This window comes from Burkholderia sp. Ax-1720 (assembly GCF_011753035.1).
In the GTDB taxonomy this organism is placed as follows: domain Bacteria; phylum Pseudomonadota; class Gammaproteobacteria; order Burkholderiales; family Burkholderiaceae; genus Burkholderia; species Burkholderia gladioli.
The window spans coordinates 1-14026 of sequence record NZ_VWWK01000029.1 but is presented as its reverse complement, the minus strand read 5'-3'; the positions used below and the strand labels follow the sequence as shown (position 1 = coordinate 14026).

At 68.6% G+C, this 14026-nt stretch carries 8 protein-coding genes; 2 read left to right on the top strand and 6 right to left on the bottom strand.

The window, feature by feature from the left end:
• The 4 genes from F3J18_RS11960 to apbC all read right to left on the bottom strand — a co-directional run bounded on the left by F3J18_RS11960 (nucleotide 1) and on the right by apbC (nucleotide 4788).
• Entirely contained in the window at nucleotides 1-2280 is a 2280-nt protein-coding gene (locus F3J18_RS11960) for an arginine/lysine/ornithine decarboxylase (RefSeq protein ID WP_013699054.1), read from the bottom strand.
• 86 nt (nucleotides 2281-2366) lie between these two features.
• Complete coding sequence (dcd, locus tag F3J18_RS11955) at nucleotides 2367-2936, bottom strand: dCTP deaminase (RefSeq protein WP_013699055.1); 570 nt, start codon at nucleotides 2934-2936, stop codon at nucleotides 2367-2369.
• 106 nt (nucleotides 2937-3042) lie between these two features.
• Nucleotides 3043-3573 (bottom strand): superoxide dismutase family protein, encoded by a 531-nt coding sequence (locus F3J18_RS11950; RefSeq protein ID WP_013699056.1) that lies wholly within the window; start codon nucleotides 3571-3573, stop codon nucleotides 3043-3045.
• A 126-nt stretch (nucleotides 3574-3699) separates the two neighbouring features.
• The gene (gene apbC, locus F3J18_RS11945) at nucleotides 3700-4788 is read right to left on the bottom strand and encodes an iron-sulfur cluster carrier protein ApbC (protein ID WP_036041144.1); all 1089 of its coding nucleotides are present in this window, start codon (nucleotides 4786-4788) and stop codon (nucleotides 3700-3702) included.
• 346 nt (nucleotides 4789-5134) lie between these two features.
• Here apbC and F3J18_RS11940 point away from each other — a divergent pair, with 346 nt between their 5' ends.
• Together F3J18_RS11940 and metG are read left to right on the top strand one after the other, a co-directional pair.
• Nucleotides 5135-5785, top strand: coding sequence for an OmpA family protein (locus tag F3J18_RS11940; RefSeq protein WP_025096615.1), 651 nt, complete (start codon nucleotides 5135-5137; stop codon nucleotides 5783-5785).
• Nucleotides 5786-6337: 552 nt separating this feature from the next.
• Nucleotides 6338-8494, top strand: coding sequence for a methionine--tRNA ligase (gene metG / locus F3J18_RS11935; RefSeq protein ID WP_166912909.1), 2157 nt, complete (start codon nucleotides 6338-6340; stop codon nucleotides 8492-8494).
• Between the two features lie 124 nt (nucleotides 8495-8618).
• Here metG and F3J18_RS11930 read toward each other — a convergent pair whose 3' ends face one another.
• Complete coding sequence (locus tag F3J18_RS11930; RefSeq protein ID WP_166912908.1) at nucleotides 8619-10421, bottom strand: hypothetical protein; 1803 nt, start codon at nucleotides 10419-10421, stop codon at nucleotides 8619-8621.
• Between the two features lie 229 nt (nucleotides 10422-10650).
• Nucleotides 10651-14026: translocation/assembly module TamB domain-containing protein (locus F3J18_RS11925; protein WP_240156386.1), on the bottom strand; the 3376-nt coding region annotated here is incomplete at its 5' end.

Below are 14026 nucleotides of genomic sequence, written 5' to 3'. Positions count from 1 at the left end.
TCAGTCGCGCACGCAGTCGACGTAGTACTCGACGCGCCCGTTCACTTCCTCGGCCACCAGGCCATGCACGTCGGTATGGAAACCCGGGAAACGCTCGTTGAAATCACGGGCGAAACGCAGGTAGTTGACGATCGTGGCATTGAAGCGCTCGCCCGGGATCAGCAGCGGAATGCCCGGCGGATACGGCGTGAGCAGGATGCTGGTGACGCGCCCTTCCAGCTCGTCGAGCGGCACGCGGTCGATCTCGCGGTGCGCGAGCTTGGCGAACGCGTCCGAGGCCTTCATCGCCGGCTCCATGTCCGAGAGGTACATCTCGGTGGTCAGGCGCGCGATGTCGTTGGCGCGGTAGACGTCGTGGATCTGCGTGCAGAGGTCGCGCAGGCCGACGCGCTCGTAGATCGGGAACTGCGCCACGAACTCGGGCAGCACGCGCCAGAGCGGCTGGTTGTTGTCGTAATCGTCCTTGAACTGCTGCAGCTCGGTGACCATCGAGTTCCAGCGGCCCTTGGTGATGCCGATCGTGAACATGATGAAGAACGAGTAGAGGCCGGTCTTCTCGACGATGATGCCGTGCTCGGCCAGGTACTTGGTGACGATCGCCGCCGGGATCCCGGTCTCGCCGAACTCGCCGTCCACGTCCAGGCCCGGGGTGATGATGGTGGCCTTGATCGGGTCCAGCATGTTGAAGCCTTCCGCGAGCGGGCCGAAGCCGTGCCAGCGGTCGTTCGGGCGCAGGATCCAGTCCTCGCGCGAGCCGATCCCTTCCTCGGGCAGCGTGTCCGGGCCCCACACCGAGAAGAACCAGTCGTCGCCGTATTCGGCGTCGACCTTGCGCATCGCGCGGCGGAACTCGATCGCCTCGGCGATCGACTCCTCGACCAGCGCGGTGCCGCCGGGCGGCTCCATCATCGCGGCGGCCACGTCGCACGAGGCGATGATGGCGTACTGCGGGCTGGTCGAGGTATGCATCAGGTAGGCCTCGTTGAAGCGGTGCTTGTCGAAGGTGCGGTTCTCCGAGTCCTGCACCACGATCTGCGAGGCTTGCGAGATGCCGGCCAGCAGCTTGTGGGTGGAGTGCGTGGCGAACACCAGCGAGCCGGTGCGCGGACGGCCCGCGCCGATCGCGTGCATGTCGCGGTAGAACTCGTGGAACTCCGCGTGCGGCAGCCAGGCCTCGTCGAAGTGCAGCGTGTCGAGCAGGTCGCCCAGCAGGTCCTTGATGTGCTCGACGTTGTAGATCACTCCGTCGTAGGTGCTCTGGGTGATCGTCAGGATCCGCGGCTTGGCGTTCGGGTTCTTCTGCAGCGCCTCGCGCGCGAACGGGTTCGCCTCGATCTTCTTGCGGATGTTCTCCGGCTTGAACTCGTCGCGCGGGATCGGCCCGATGATGCCGAAGTGGTTGCGCGTCGGCGTCAGGAACACGGGAATCGCATGCGTCATGGTGATCGCGTGCAGGATCGACTTGTGGCAGTTGCGGTCGACCAGCACGATGTCGCCCGGCGCCACGTTGGCGTGCCAGACGATCTTGTTCGAGGTCGAGGTGCCGTTGGTGACGAAGAACAGGTGGTCGGCGCTGAAGATGCGCGCGGCATTGCGCTCCGAGGCGGCCACCGGGCCGGTATGGTCGAGCAGTTGGCCGAGCTCGTCGACGGCGTTGCAGACGTCGGCGCGCAGCATGTTCTCGCCGAAGAACTGGTGGAACATCTGGCCGAGCGGGTTCTTCAGGAAGGCCACCCCGCCCGAGTGCCCCGGGCAATGCCACGAATAGGAGCCCTCGTCGGCGTACTTGACCAGTTCCTTGAAGAACGGCGGCGCCAGCGAATCGAGGTAGACCTTGGTCTCGCGGATGATGTGGCGCGCCACGAACTCCGGCGTGTCCTCGAACATGTGGATGAAGCCGTGCAGCTCGCGCAGCACGTCGTTCGGGATATGGCGCGAGGTGCGCGTCTCGCCGTACAGGAAGATCGGGATGTCGGCGTTGCGGCGGCGCACTTCGGTCACGAAGGCGCGCAGTTCCAGGATGGCGGTGGCCAGTTCGGGCAGTTCGCCGTCCGGGCCGGTTTCCCCGAGCATCAGCTCGTCGTCGTCGATCGACAGGATGAAGCACGACGCGCGGCTCGACTGCTGCGCGAACGAGGTCAGATCGCCGTAGCTCGTCAGGCCGAGGACTTCCACCCCTTCCTTCTCGATCGCTTCGGCAAGTGCCCGGATGCCGGAGCCCGAGATGTTCTCGGAGCGGAAATCTTCGTCGATGATGACGACGGGAAAACGAAACTTCATGGGCGAATCTCCAAAAAGAACGACCGCGGCGCGCGAAGCACAGCGGTCACCCGGTCACTGGTTGGCGTAGCGGGTAAACAACCAGATCAGGTTTTCGGCAGCGTGACACCGCGCTGGCCCTGGTACTTTCCGCCGCGATCGGCGTAGGACACGTCGCAGACCTCGTCGCTCTCGAAGAACAGCACCTGCGCGACGCCCTCGTTCGCGTAGATCTTGGCCGGCAGCGGCGTGGTGTTCGAGAACTCGAGCGTCACGTAGCCTTCCCATTCGGGCTCGAAGGGCGTGACGTTGACGATGATGCCGCAGCGCGCGTAGGTGGACTTGCCCAGGCAGACCGTCAGCACGGTGCGCGGGATCCGGAAGTATTCGACGGTGCGCGCCAGCGCGAACGAGTTCGGCGGGATGATGCAGACATCGCCCTTGAAGTCGACGAAGGAGCCCTCGTCGAAGTTCTTGGGATCGACGATGGTCGAATTGATGTTGGTGAAGATCTTGAATTCGTCGGCGCAGCGGATGTCGTAGCCGTAGCTCGAGGTGCCGTAGCTGACGATCCTGCGGCCGTCCTCGGACGCGCGGACCTGGTCGGGCACGAAGGGCTCGATCATCTTGTGTTGCTCGGCCATGCGCCGGATCCACTTGTCGGACTTGATGCTCATAAAAAGGCGCCAGATAGGGCTACAGATCGGGGTCGCGCCGCCGGGCGGGCCGACGGCTGGGAAAGGCGCACATTTTACGCGATCGCGGCCGCCGCGCGGCGGCGCGTCATTGGCGCGCCACGCCGCAGGCGAGGCCGGGCCCCGCGCCGTGCTGGGGGAAGGCCGGGTCGCTGGCGTCGCGATGGATCAGGACCGAGCGGTTGAGCACCGAGCGCACGCCGTCGAGCGCGAGGTCGGGGGCCACGATGAAGCCGGCCGCCACGCCGGTGGAATCGGCATGGAGGTTGCCGAGGTCGCCCGCCACGCGCGCGCCGGCGCGCAGCCGGTCGGCCGCGGGCGCGAACACCGGGCCGGCGCTGGAGCCGTCCACGGCGTTGCAGTCGCCGCGCTCGTGGATCTGCAGCGCGTGGTCGCTGTTGGGCGGCAGGCCGACGATGTTGTAGGTGACCTGCACCCCGTCGGGGCGCTCGACGAAGCTCACCGCGCCGCGCGTCTGGCTGCCGACGGTCGGCTGCAGCATCGCGTCGGCGCGCTTCTCGTGGGTCGACGCGAAGGAGGTGCAGCCATTGAGCAGGACCGTCGCGGCCAGGACGGCGAGCGCGGTGACGCCAGCCGTCCCGTCGAATCGTTGTTTCATGCGATCCTCACGCCGGCGCGCTTGCCGGGTAGGCAGCCGCGCTGGCCGTACAGAAAAAGGGGACCAGGGGAAAAGTCGTCATCATACCCCGGCTGCCCCGCGTGAAACATCGCCGCGCGCCTGGTTTTACGTATTTTGAACCACGATCGAGGGGAATTTCGCGCTCATGTCCTTCGCGCGCTCGGCGATCGCGATCGCCACCTGCCGCGCGATCTCGCGATAGCGCGCCGCCACCGCGGAATCGGGCGCGGCGGCCACGGTCGGCGTGCCGCTGTCGGCCTGCTCGCGGATCGCGATGTCCAGCGGCAGGCTGCCCAGCACCGGCACGCCGTAGTCGGCCGCCATGCGCGCGGCGCCCCCCGCGCCGAACACGTGTTCCTCGTGCCCGCAGTTCGAGCAGACGTGGATGCTCATGTTCTCGACGATGCCGAGGATCGGGATGCCCACCTTCTCGAACATCTTGAGGCCCTTCTTGGCGTCGAGCAGGGCGATGTCCTGCGGCGTGGTGACGATCACCGCGCCGGTCACCGGCACGCGCTGCGCCAGCGTGAGCTGGATGTCGCCGGTGCCCGGCGGCATGTCGACGATCAGGTAGTCCAGGTCCTGCCAGTTGGTCTGTCGCAGCAACTGTTCCAGCGCCGAGGTCGCCATCGGCCCGCGCCAGACCATCGGATTGTCCTCGTCGATCAGGAAGCCGATCGAGTTGGCCTGCAGGCCGTGGCCCACCAGCGGGTTCATGGACTTGTCGTCGGGCGAGTCGGGGCGGCCGTGCACGCCGAGCATGGTCGGCAGCGAGGGGCCGTAGATGTCGGCGTCGAGGATGCCCACCGAGGCGCCTTCCTGCGACAGCGCCAGGGCCAGGTTGACGGCGGTGGTGCTCTTGCCCACGCCGCCCTTGCCCGAGGCCACCGCCACGATGTTCTTCACGTTCGGCAGCAGCTTCACGCCGCGCTGCACGGTATGGGCGACGATGTCCTGGCTGACCGCCACGCGCGCGGCGCGCACGCCCGGCACCTGGGCCAGCGCGGTGGCCACGCGCTGGCGCACGTCCTCGTGCTGGCTGAGCGCCGGGTAACCGAGCACCACGCTGACGGAAACCGTGTCGCCGTCGATCGAGACCTCGCGAATGCCCTTGTTGGCCGCATAGGGGCGGCCGGTGTTGGGGTCGACGAGCGCCGCGAGCGCGGCGTCGACAGTGGCCCGTTCAATACTCATCGAAACTCCGTGGGTACCACCTCGCCCGCATGTCACGAAATCGCCTCGATACCGACGATTCTGCCGACGAAACGTCATCAATCGTCAGATTGCGGCGCGGCGGGCGGGAAAAGTGAAAGAATTTATTGCACGACATTGCGCGAAACCGGCCGCGGCGCAATGATCGCGAGCGGCGCAGGTCGGGGCCACATCGGCCCCGCAGCGCCTATATTGTAGAGGCTGGACGCCGCTCCGTCCGAACAGCCTTGGTCCCGAACGGGGCATGCGGCCCGCCTGAGGCGCCTCGTCAACGCGAGGCGCTCCACCGCGTAGTGACCGACTCGTTCACTTCAGAGAGGAACTCGACATGAATACCAAAATCGCGACGCGCCTGTCCGTCTTCGCCCTCGCAGGCGCCCTGCTGGCTGGCTGCGCCTCGCCGCAAGGCAACAACACCGCCGTCGGCACGGGTGCCGGCGCGGCACTCGGCGCAGGCATCGGCGCTCTCGCGGGCGGCGGCAAGGGCGCGGCGATCGGCGCCGGCGTGGGCGCCCTGGTCGGCGGCGTGACCGGCTACAACTGGCAGGCGATCAAGAACCGCCTGGCACCGTCGGCCCAGAAGACCGGCACCCAGGTGACGGAACAGCCGGACGGCTCGCTGAAGCTGAACGTGCCGAGCTCGGTGACATTCGCGACCGACCAGTACGCGATCACGCCGGCCTTCGCCCCGCTGCTCAACGACCTGGCCTCGACGCTGAACCAGAACCCGCAGGTCACCGCCTCGGTGGTCGGCTACACCGACAGCACCGGTTCGGCCGCGCATAACCAGTCGCTGTCGCAGAACCGCGCGACCAGCGTGGTGACCGCGCTGGTGCAGCGCGGCGTCGCGGGCGGCCGCCTGGGCGCGCAAGGCATGGGCGCCTCGAACCCGGTGGCCGACAACGCCACCGAGGCCGGCCGCGCGCAGAACCGTCGCGTCGAGATCTACCTGCGCGCGCCGCAACAGCAGCAGCAATAAGCGAGGACGACTCGCGGGAGGACGGGCGGGCCGCCGTGCGCGATGCGCACAGGCCCGCCCGGCAAGGCTTTCACGGCTGTCTGTGAAGATTCGCAAATTTTTTCGAACTTATTCGAAAGCGCCGGGTCTTTCCTTACGGTACGCGACTGTTGCTTTGCAGACGCGTCACCATTCTCCTCTTGTCGTTGTTGCTCCGGGGCAAAAGTCGCCCCGGTTTTTTTTGCCTGCCGCTCGCCTGCTGCAACGCAGCAATCCAGGCGATGACGCGTCGATTTCCTCCAGGCTTTTCCCTTCCCGAAGCGGCTGCCCAGTGCCGGCGAACCGCTACCGCCATCGAGCCCGGCATCGACGAAAGCACGTCGTAAGACTGTCACGGTCGTCGCGGAAGAATCCGCGCTTTGCCGCGTTTCCGGGCTGAAAACAGCACGAAAACGGCCCATTCCGGCGGCCCGCGCGCGAGGCGGCGATCGATTCCCGCCCGCCTGCTAGAATCGCAGATTCCTACGCGTTTCCCCGTACCGCCGCGCACCTCGCGGCTTTCCAGACGACCCTATGTCCGCATCCGACCTCAATACCGTGCAGGCCGGCGCGCCTTCGAGCCGCCGCCAGATCCTCGTCACCTCCGCACTGCCCTATGCGAACGGGCAAATCCACATCGGCCACCTGGTCGAGTACATCCAGACCGACATCTGGGTGCGGACGCTGCGAATGCACGGCCACGAGGTCTACTACATCGGCGCCGACGACACGCACGGCACGCCGGTCATGCTGCGCGCGGAGCAGGAAGGCCTGAGCCCGAAGCAGCTGATCGAGCGCGTCTGGGGCGAGCACAAGCGCGACTTCGACAGCTACGGGATCTCCTTCGACAATTTCTACACCACCGATTCCGAGGAGAACCGCGTCCTCAGCGAGAACATCTATCTCGCGCTGAAGGAAGCGGGCCTGATCGCCGAGCGCGACATCGAGCAGGCCTACGACCCGGTCAAGGAGATGTTCCTGCCGGACCGCTTCATCAAGGGCGAGTGCCCGAAGTGCCACGCCAAGGATCAATACGGCGACAGTTGCGAGGTCTGCGGCTCGACCTACCAGCCCACCGAGCTGATCAATCCCTACTCGGTGGTGTCCGGCGCCACGCCGGTGCGCAAGACCTCGACGCACCACTTCTTCAAGCTGTCCGACCCGCGCTGCGAGAACTTCCTGCGCGGCTGGGTGGGCGGCCTGGCGCAGCCCGAGGCCACCAACAAGATGCGCGAATGGCTCGGCGACGAAGGCGAGGCCAGGCTGGCCGACTGGGACATCTCGCGCGACGCGCCCTACTTCGGCTTCGAGATCCCCGGCGCGCCCGGCAAGTACTTCTACGTCTGGCTCGACGCGCCGGTCGGCTACTACGCGAGCTTCAAGAACCTCGCCGACAAGCTCGGCCTCGATTTCGAGGCCTGGACGCGCCCCGGCTCGGCCGCCGAGCAGTACCACTTCATCGGCAAGGACATCCTGTACTTCCACACGCTGTTCTGGCCGGCGATGCTCGAGTTCTCGGGCCATCGCACGCCGACCAACGTGTTCGCGCACGGTTTCCTGACGGTGGACGGCGCGAAGATGTCGAAGTCGCGCGGCACCTTCATCACCGCCAAGAGCGTGATCGACACCGGCATGAACCCGGAATGGCTGCGCTACTACTACGCGGCCAAGCTGAACGCGACCATGGAGGACCTCGACCTGAACCTCGCGGACTTCCAGGCGCGCGTGAACAGCGACCTGGTCGGCAAGTACGTGAACATCGCGAGCCGCGCGGCGGGCTTCCTGATCAAGCGCTTCGAGGGCCGCGTGCAGGACAGCGCGATGAACCACCCGCTGCTGGCCTCGCTGCGCGAGGCGATCCCGCAGATCGCCGCGCACTACGAGGCGCGCGAGTATAGCCGCGCGCTGCGCCAGACCATGGAGCTGGCCGACGCGGTGAACGGCTACGTCGATACCGCCAAGCCCTGGGAGCAGGCCAAGGACCCGGCCAACGCGGTGGCCCTGCACGAGACCTGCAGCGTCAGCCTGGAGGCGTTCCGCCTGCTGTCGCTCGCGCTCAAGCCGGTGCTGCCGACGCTGGTGGAGGCCGTCGAGGCCTTCCTCGGCATCGCGCCGCTCAGCTGGGCCAGCGCGGCCACGCCGCTGTCCTCGACGCAGCCGATCAACGCCTACCAGCACCTGATGACGCGCGTCGACCCGAAGCAGATCGAAGCGCTGCTGGCCGCCAACCGCGACTCGCTGGGCGCCACCGACGCGGCCGCCGGCGCCGAGGGCGCGGCCAAGGCCTCGAAGGACGCCAAGGACGCGAAGAAGAAGCCTGCCAAGGAAGCCGCCGCGCCGGCCGGCGACGGCACCATCTCGATCGACGATTTCACCAGGATCGACCTGCGCATCGCGAAGATCGTCGCCTGCCAGGCCGTCGAGGGCTCGGACAAGCTGCTGCAACTGACGCTCGACGTCGGCGAGGACAAGACCCGCAACGTGTTCTCGGGCATCAAGTCGGCCTACAAGCCGGAAGACCTGGTCGGCAAGCTGACGGTGATGGTCGCCAACCTCGCGCCGCGCAAGATGAAGTTCGGCATGTCGGAAGGCATGGTGCTGGCCGCCTCGTCGAAGGACGAGAACGCCGAACCGGGTCTCTACATCCTCGAGCCGCATAGCGGCGCCAAGCCCGGCATGCGCGTGAGCTGATCGACACGCCGCCAGGCTGGTCGAAACGCAAGGCCCGCTCCTCGTGAGCGGGCTTTTTTCATGCCGCGCCGCCATCGCGCCCCGCCCGGCCGCGAGCGGCCCGGCGGGATGGCGCGCGCCCTGGCTACGAGGCCGCGCCCGGCACCACGGCCACGCCGCGCAGCAGTTGCCCGAACGGCGCCGTCTGCATCACGGCGAAGCCGCCGCCCGTGGCGGTGACGGTCGAGCCGTTGACCGATACCGTGACGGCGACCAGCTGGTTCGAGTCCGCGCCCGGATCGAAGGCCTTGCCGAGGCTGTTGCCGATCGTCGAGGTGGTGGCGTAGAGCGTGTACGAACCGTCGGCGTTGATGCGGCCCGTGACGTGGCGCAGGCCGTCGGGCGCGGTGGTATAGCTGGCGCCCGGCGTGCCGTAGGTGCCCGCGGTATCGGTGACCGTGTAGGGCGTGCCGAGGTTCAGGCCGGCCGTGAGATGCGCGATCGGGCTCCAGGTGCCGCCCTGGTTGCGATAGACCCACAGGCCGCCGCTGCCGAGCGCCGCGTAGGACTGGGTGCCGCTGTCGTCGTAGTCGCCCTCGTCGGCCACGAACATCAGGCCGGTATTGTTCGACGGCACCCAGATGCCGGACGGGAAGCCCACGCCGTTGGCCAGCGGCCAGGGATTCGGGAACGAGGATTCGCCCTGCGCGGCGCTCAGCGTCGAGGTCGGGAAACCCGGCGCGATCGTGATCGCGGTGTTCTGCGCCAGCGTGTTGCCGCCGGCCAGCGCGCCCGCGGCGCCGACCTGATAGACCGTGTCCACGCCGTTGCTGCCGCTGTCCTTCGACACGTACATCGTGCCGTTCGCGTCGACGAACAGGCCGCGCAGGTTGTCGTCCTTGCTGGTCTTGTCGAAGCTCTGGCCGCTCAGCGAGGCCAGCGTGAAGCCGAACTGGTTGCCGCCCATGCTGGTCTTCTTGGCATAGGTCTGGCTCGCCAGCGCGTCGGTGAGGGTGCCCAGCGCGCAACTGCCCGCCGCGGCCGGCGCGTAGCTGCTGCCGTTGCCGGTCTGGAACGCGCCGATCACCTGGGTGAAGGCGCAAGCGCTGCCCGGCACGATGCTCTGCAGGCCGGTGTCCATCGACAGCGTGTCGAGCGCGCCGTAGGTCGGGTTCGGGCTCGAACCCGAGTTGCCGGCCGCGCCCACCATGTAGTACATGCCGTTGGCCAGCACCGCCGCGCGCGCATCGTCGCCGCTGTAGGCATTGGTATGCGTGAACGCGAGCTGGCCGGTGGCGAAGGCGAGCTGGCCGACGCTGCGGTAGGTCGCGGCCTGGATGTCGTTGTTGCTCGGGTCCACCACGCCGGGCGTGTTCGAATTGGAGACGTCGAGCCGGTCGGTCGCCGCGTTGTAGCCCATGAAGACCAGCGACTTGCCGTCCTGCGAGACGTTCAGGCCCATGCCCGATTGCGAGGCGAAGCTCACCGAGAAATTCTCCGGCGCGGGCAGCGCGGCGGCCGCGGCCGTCACGTTGGTGGTCTGGGCCGGGCTCGCGGCGGCGGGCACCCACTGGTCCAGGTACATGCTGGTGGTGACGCCGAAGTCGGCGTCGTTGCTGTCGTTGGTGAAGACGTTCGGGAAGGTGCCGGGCGTCACCGCGTTGACCGTCGAGACCGGCGGATTGCTCGCCTCGGGCGTGGCGTCGAAGGGCAGCGCGCCGCTCACCACCAGGGCCGGGTCGTAGACCGTGCGCGCCACCACCAGGTTGCCGGCGGCGAAGGCGGCCGCAGCCGGCGTCGCGGGCGTGGACGGCGAGCTCGGGGAAGACGGCGGCGCGGAAGCCGCGGGCGCGGACGAATCGTCGGAGCCGTTGCAGGCGGCCAGCAGGCAGGCCGCGGCGATCGTCGTCAGGCCGAGCAGGTGGCGGCGGGTTGGCTGAAGCTGCATGTTGTTCTCGATCTCCCGATGGAAAACCGCGATTCTTCTCCCGCTGCCGTGACACATTCGTTACACGCCGCGGCCGCGCGGCCCGCGCAAATTTACGCAATATTTCCGCCTCGAATCGTTTTTTCGAATTCCTTACCAATACGCCACGGAAGGCCCACAGGCAGCCAACAAAAAACCCGCTCGCGAGCGAGCGGGTCGGGTTTGCGGCTTGCCGGATCGAGGCCGCGCTTCAGCGTCGCCGCGCCCACCACCAGCGATCGAAGCGCCGCGTGTAGTTCAGGTCGACGCCCTGGAAGGTGCCGCCATAGGCCGACACGGCCCAGAAGCGCGACAGGTTGAGGGTCGCCTTGAAGGCATTGCTGGCCGACTGCAGGCCCTGTTCGTAGCCGAGCACGAAGCGCTCGTTGATCGCCTTCGAGAGCTGCACCACCTGCGGATCGGTCAGGCCCACGTCGCTGCGGCCGATGGTGAACTCGTCGAGGCCGACCGTCTGCGCCACGCGCTTGCCGGTGGCGCTGCCGAGCAGGGCCAGCGCGGTGGTCATGGTGTTCTGCTGGCCCAGGTTGTTGCCCTGGTCGGTGCCGTGCCCGAACAGCAGCCAGGACAGCTTCTCGTTGTCGGCCACGTTCGGCTCGGATACCAGCTTGGCGGTCGGCGACTGCACCGTGCCGGTGACCTGCACGCCGGCCTCGACCTCCTGGTTGCGGCGCATCGCGAGGATGTTGATGCCGGGGTTCGCGATCGGCCCGTTGAAGGTGAAGAAGCCGTTCTCGATCGACAGCTTGCGGCCGAAGGTCGAGTAAGTGGAGCCCTCGGTCACGCGCACGTTGCCGACCGCGCGCAGCGGCGTGCCCGGCGCGCTCATCACGGTGATGGTGCCGCGCAGGCCGAGGTCGGCGCCGTGCCCCTTGAAGCGGAACTGGTTGCCCAGGTCGATATCGACGTTGGCGCGCGGCCCGAGCGCCGGCGCCGGTTTCTCGCCGATCGACTTCGGCACGCCGGCCACGGTCTTGACCTCGCCCGGCACGGTGCCGTCCGGGCGCACGATCACCACGTCGTCCGACAGCGAGGGCGCCGAGGATTCCGGCAGGTCGAACAGCGCGCGATCGACCGTGAACTTGCCGTCGATCGCGAGCTGGCCGCGCGGGCCGTCGTTCTTCACGCTGGCGCTGCCCGACAGCGAGAGCTTGCGATCGGGCGAGGCGAACAGCTCGAGCTTGTCGGCCACCACGCTGGCGGCCAGGTCCGGCGCGCTGCCGTCGAGCCGCACGCGGCCCAGCGCGCGCAACGTGCCGTCGGCGCCGTGGAACTCGACCTGCTGGAAATCGACCAGGTTGTCGGTCAGCTTCACGCGCACGATGCCGTCCTTCAGTTGCACGCCCTGGTCGACCACCGTCACCGAGAGATTGTCGCCGGTCAGCATGCCCGACAGGTCCGGCTTGGCCGGCGTGCCGTCCACGCTCAGCTTGAGCGCGGCGCGCCCGTCGAACAGGTAGCTCGGCCCGAGCAGGCCGCCGGTGGTGCGCAGCGCCGGCAGGTCGACGTCGATCTTGCCCGACAGCGGGCCGTTCTCGGCCACGCCGATCACCCCGTCGCGCATCGCGAACGGGATGCCGAGCGTCGCGTCGGCGGTGCCGATCCGGCTCGCCTTGGCATGCACGGTGGCATTGAGCCGGTTGCCCGCGCCGAACTCGGCGCGCGCCTCCAGCGCCGTGATGCCGAGCGAGGCGATCCCGCGCCCGGCCTCGATCGTCACGTCGCCGGCGCGGCGGCGGATCTGCACGTGGCCGCTGGCGTTGGCGGCCAGCGTCAGGTCCCAGTCGCCATCGAGCACGAGGTCGGTGCGCACCGGCGCGCGTTCGCCGGTCAGGAACTCGCGCACCTGCAGGGCGCGCGCGATCGACAGGTTGCTGAGCGTGCCGGCGGTGCGGATCGTGCCGTGGTCGAGCGCGAAGCTGCGCAGCGTGAGCACCGCGCCCTCGACGGTCAGCTTGCTGGCGCCCAGGATCACGCGATCGGCGCCGGCCGAAACCGTCAGCGGCGCGTCGAGCGAAACCGCCGGCGTGCCGCGATTGACCAGTTGCGAGACGGTGCCGTCCCAGCGGCTGCCGCCGCCCGTCTCGACCAGGCCGCCCGCCGCGGCCAGTTGCAGGTTGATCACGCGCCCTTCGGCATTGCCGATCGCCGAGGCCTGCAGCGTATGTCGCGCGCGGGTGCCGGCCAGTTTCGCCTTGACCGATTTCAGGTCGAGCGAGCCGAGCGCCAGGTCGCTGGCATCGACCGTCAGCGACAGCGCGCCATTCGCGCCGTCGCGAATCTCGGCGCTGCCCTCGGCCGAGCCGATCCGGTTGCTGCCGACCACCACGCCGGTGGCCCGGTAGTCGGCCGCGAGGTTCGGATGCGCGATGCTGCCGGTCACCTCGCCGTGCGCGGCGACCAGCCCTTGCAGGCCGAAGCCGAGCCGGTCGAGCTGCGGCGCGTCGATCGCGAAGCGCAGCCGGTCGCCCGGCGCGCCGAAGCTGCCGTTCAGCGAGACCTGGTTGCCCGCCACCGAGAGTTCGGCCGTGCTCGGCAACAGGCGCGTGCCGGCCACCTGCACGGTACCCTGCCCTGTCATCGGCACGCCGTCGTAGACGCTGTCGCCGAGCCGGAACTGCAGTTTCGTGGTGAGGGCCGGCGCGAGCGCGCCGCTCGCCGTGAGCGTGCCGTTGACGCGCGCATCGACGGGCCGGCCCGCGCGGGACGGCGCCGCGGCGGTCCTGGTCGCGCTTGCCGTCGCGGTCTTCGCGGTCTTCGCGGTGGCGGTCGCGCCGCGCTTCGCGTTGGCCGTCGCGGCGGCCCGGCCCTTGCCGCCCGCCCCGCCCTTCGGCGCGGCCGAGCTGCCCGGGTTCAGCGTCGAGAAGGCCAGCGGATTGAAGTCGACCAGGTTCGCCTTGAGCTCGTAGCTCGAGTTCTTGTCGTGCTTGAGCACGCCGCTCAGGTCGACGCGCCCCTTGCCCGCCGACACGCGCGCGCGCTGGATGGTGGTGGCGTTCGCGTCGGTGGTGACGTCAGCGCTCAGGCCCAGCGCGAGCTTCGGATCGCTCAGTTCGACCGTGGCGCGCTGCGAGCCGCCGTCGAGCGTGACGGCGACCGGGCCGCCGAGCCGCATCGGCCGCACCGCGCTGGAGAACAGCGTCGGGTCGAGATTCGCCAGCTTCAGGTCGAAGCGGCCGCGCGAGGCGGCCAGCGCGCCGCCGCCCGTCACGCTGCCCTCGCGCAGCATGCGCATCACGAAATCGTCGATGCGCTGCGTGTGGGCATCCAGGCGCAGCCTGGCGTGGATGTCGACCAGCGGGACCTTGCCCTCGGCCAGCGTGCCGGGCGCGGCATTGACCACCGACAGCGTGCCGGCCACCACCAGCGGCGACTTGTCCGCGGCGGCGCCGTGCTGCGCAACGGACGCGGAAGACGCGGCAGCGGCCGAGCCGGCGCTCGCGGCGGAAGCCGGGGCCGCTGCCGCGAGTTGACTGCGCGATGCGGCCGTCGCCGACGACGCGGCTAAAGCCGCAGCCGCCGCCACTTGGCTAGCCGAGGCAGCCCTCGCCGACGAAATCGAGGAAGCC

Bases quoted from the DNA above. Each gene is read 5' to 3' on its own strand.
- apbC (WP_036041144.1), bottom strand. From the start codon at position 4,788: ATGAGTATTGAACGGGCCACTGTCGACGCCGCGCTCGCGGCGCTCGTC.
- F3J18_RS11940 (WP_025096615.1), top strand. From the start codon at position 5,135: ATGAATACCAAAATCGCGACGCGCCTGTCCGTCTTCGCCCTCGCAGGC.
- metG (WP_166912909.1), top strand. From the start codon at position 6,338: ATGTCCGCATCCGACCTCAATACCGTGCAGGCCGGCGCGCCTTCGAGC.
- dcd (WP_013699055.1), bottom strand. From the start codon at position 2,936: ATGAGCATCAAGTCCGACAAGTGGATCCGGCGCATGGCCGAGCAACAC.
- F3J18_RS11950 (WP_013699056.1), bottom strand. From the start codon at position 3,573: ATGAAACAACGATTCGACGGGACGGCTGGCGTCACCGCGCTCGCCGTC.
- F3J18_RS11930 (WP_166912908.1), bottom strand. From the start codon at position 10,421: ATGCAGCTTCAGCCAACCCGCCGCCACCTGCTCGGCCTGACGACGATC.
- F3J18_RS11960 (WP_013699054.1), bottom strand. From the start codon at position 2,280: ATGAAGTTTCGTTTTCCCGTCGTCATCATCGACGAAGATTTCCGCTCC.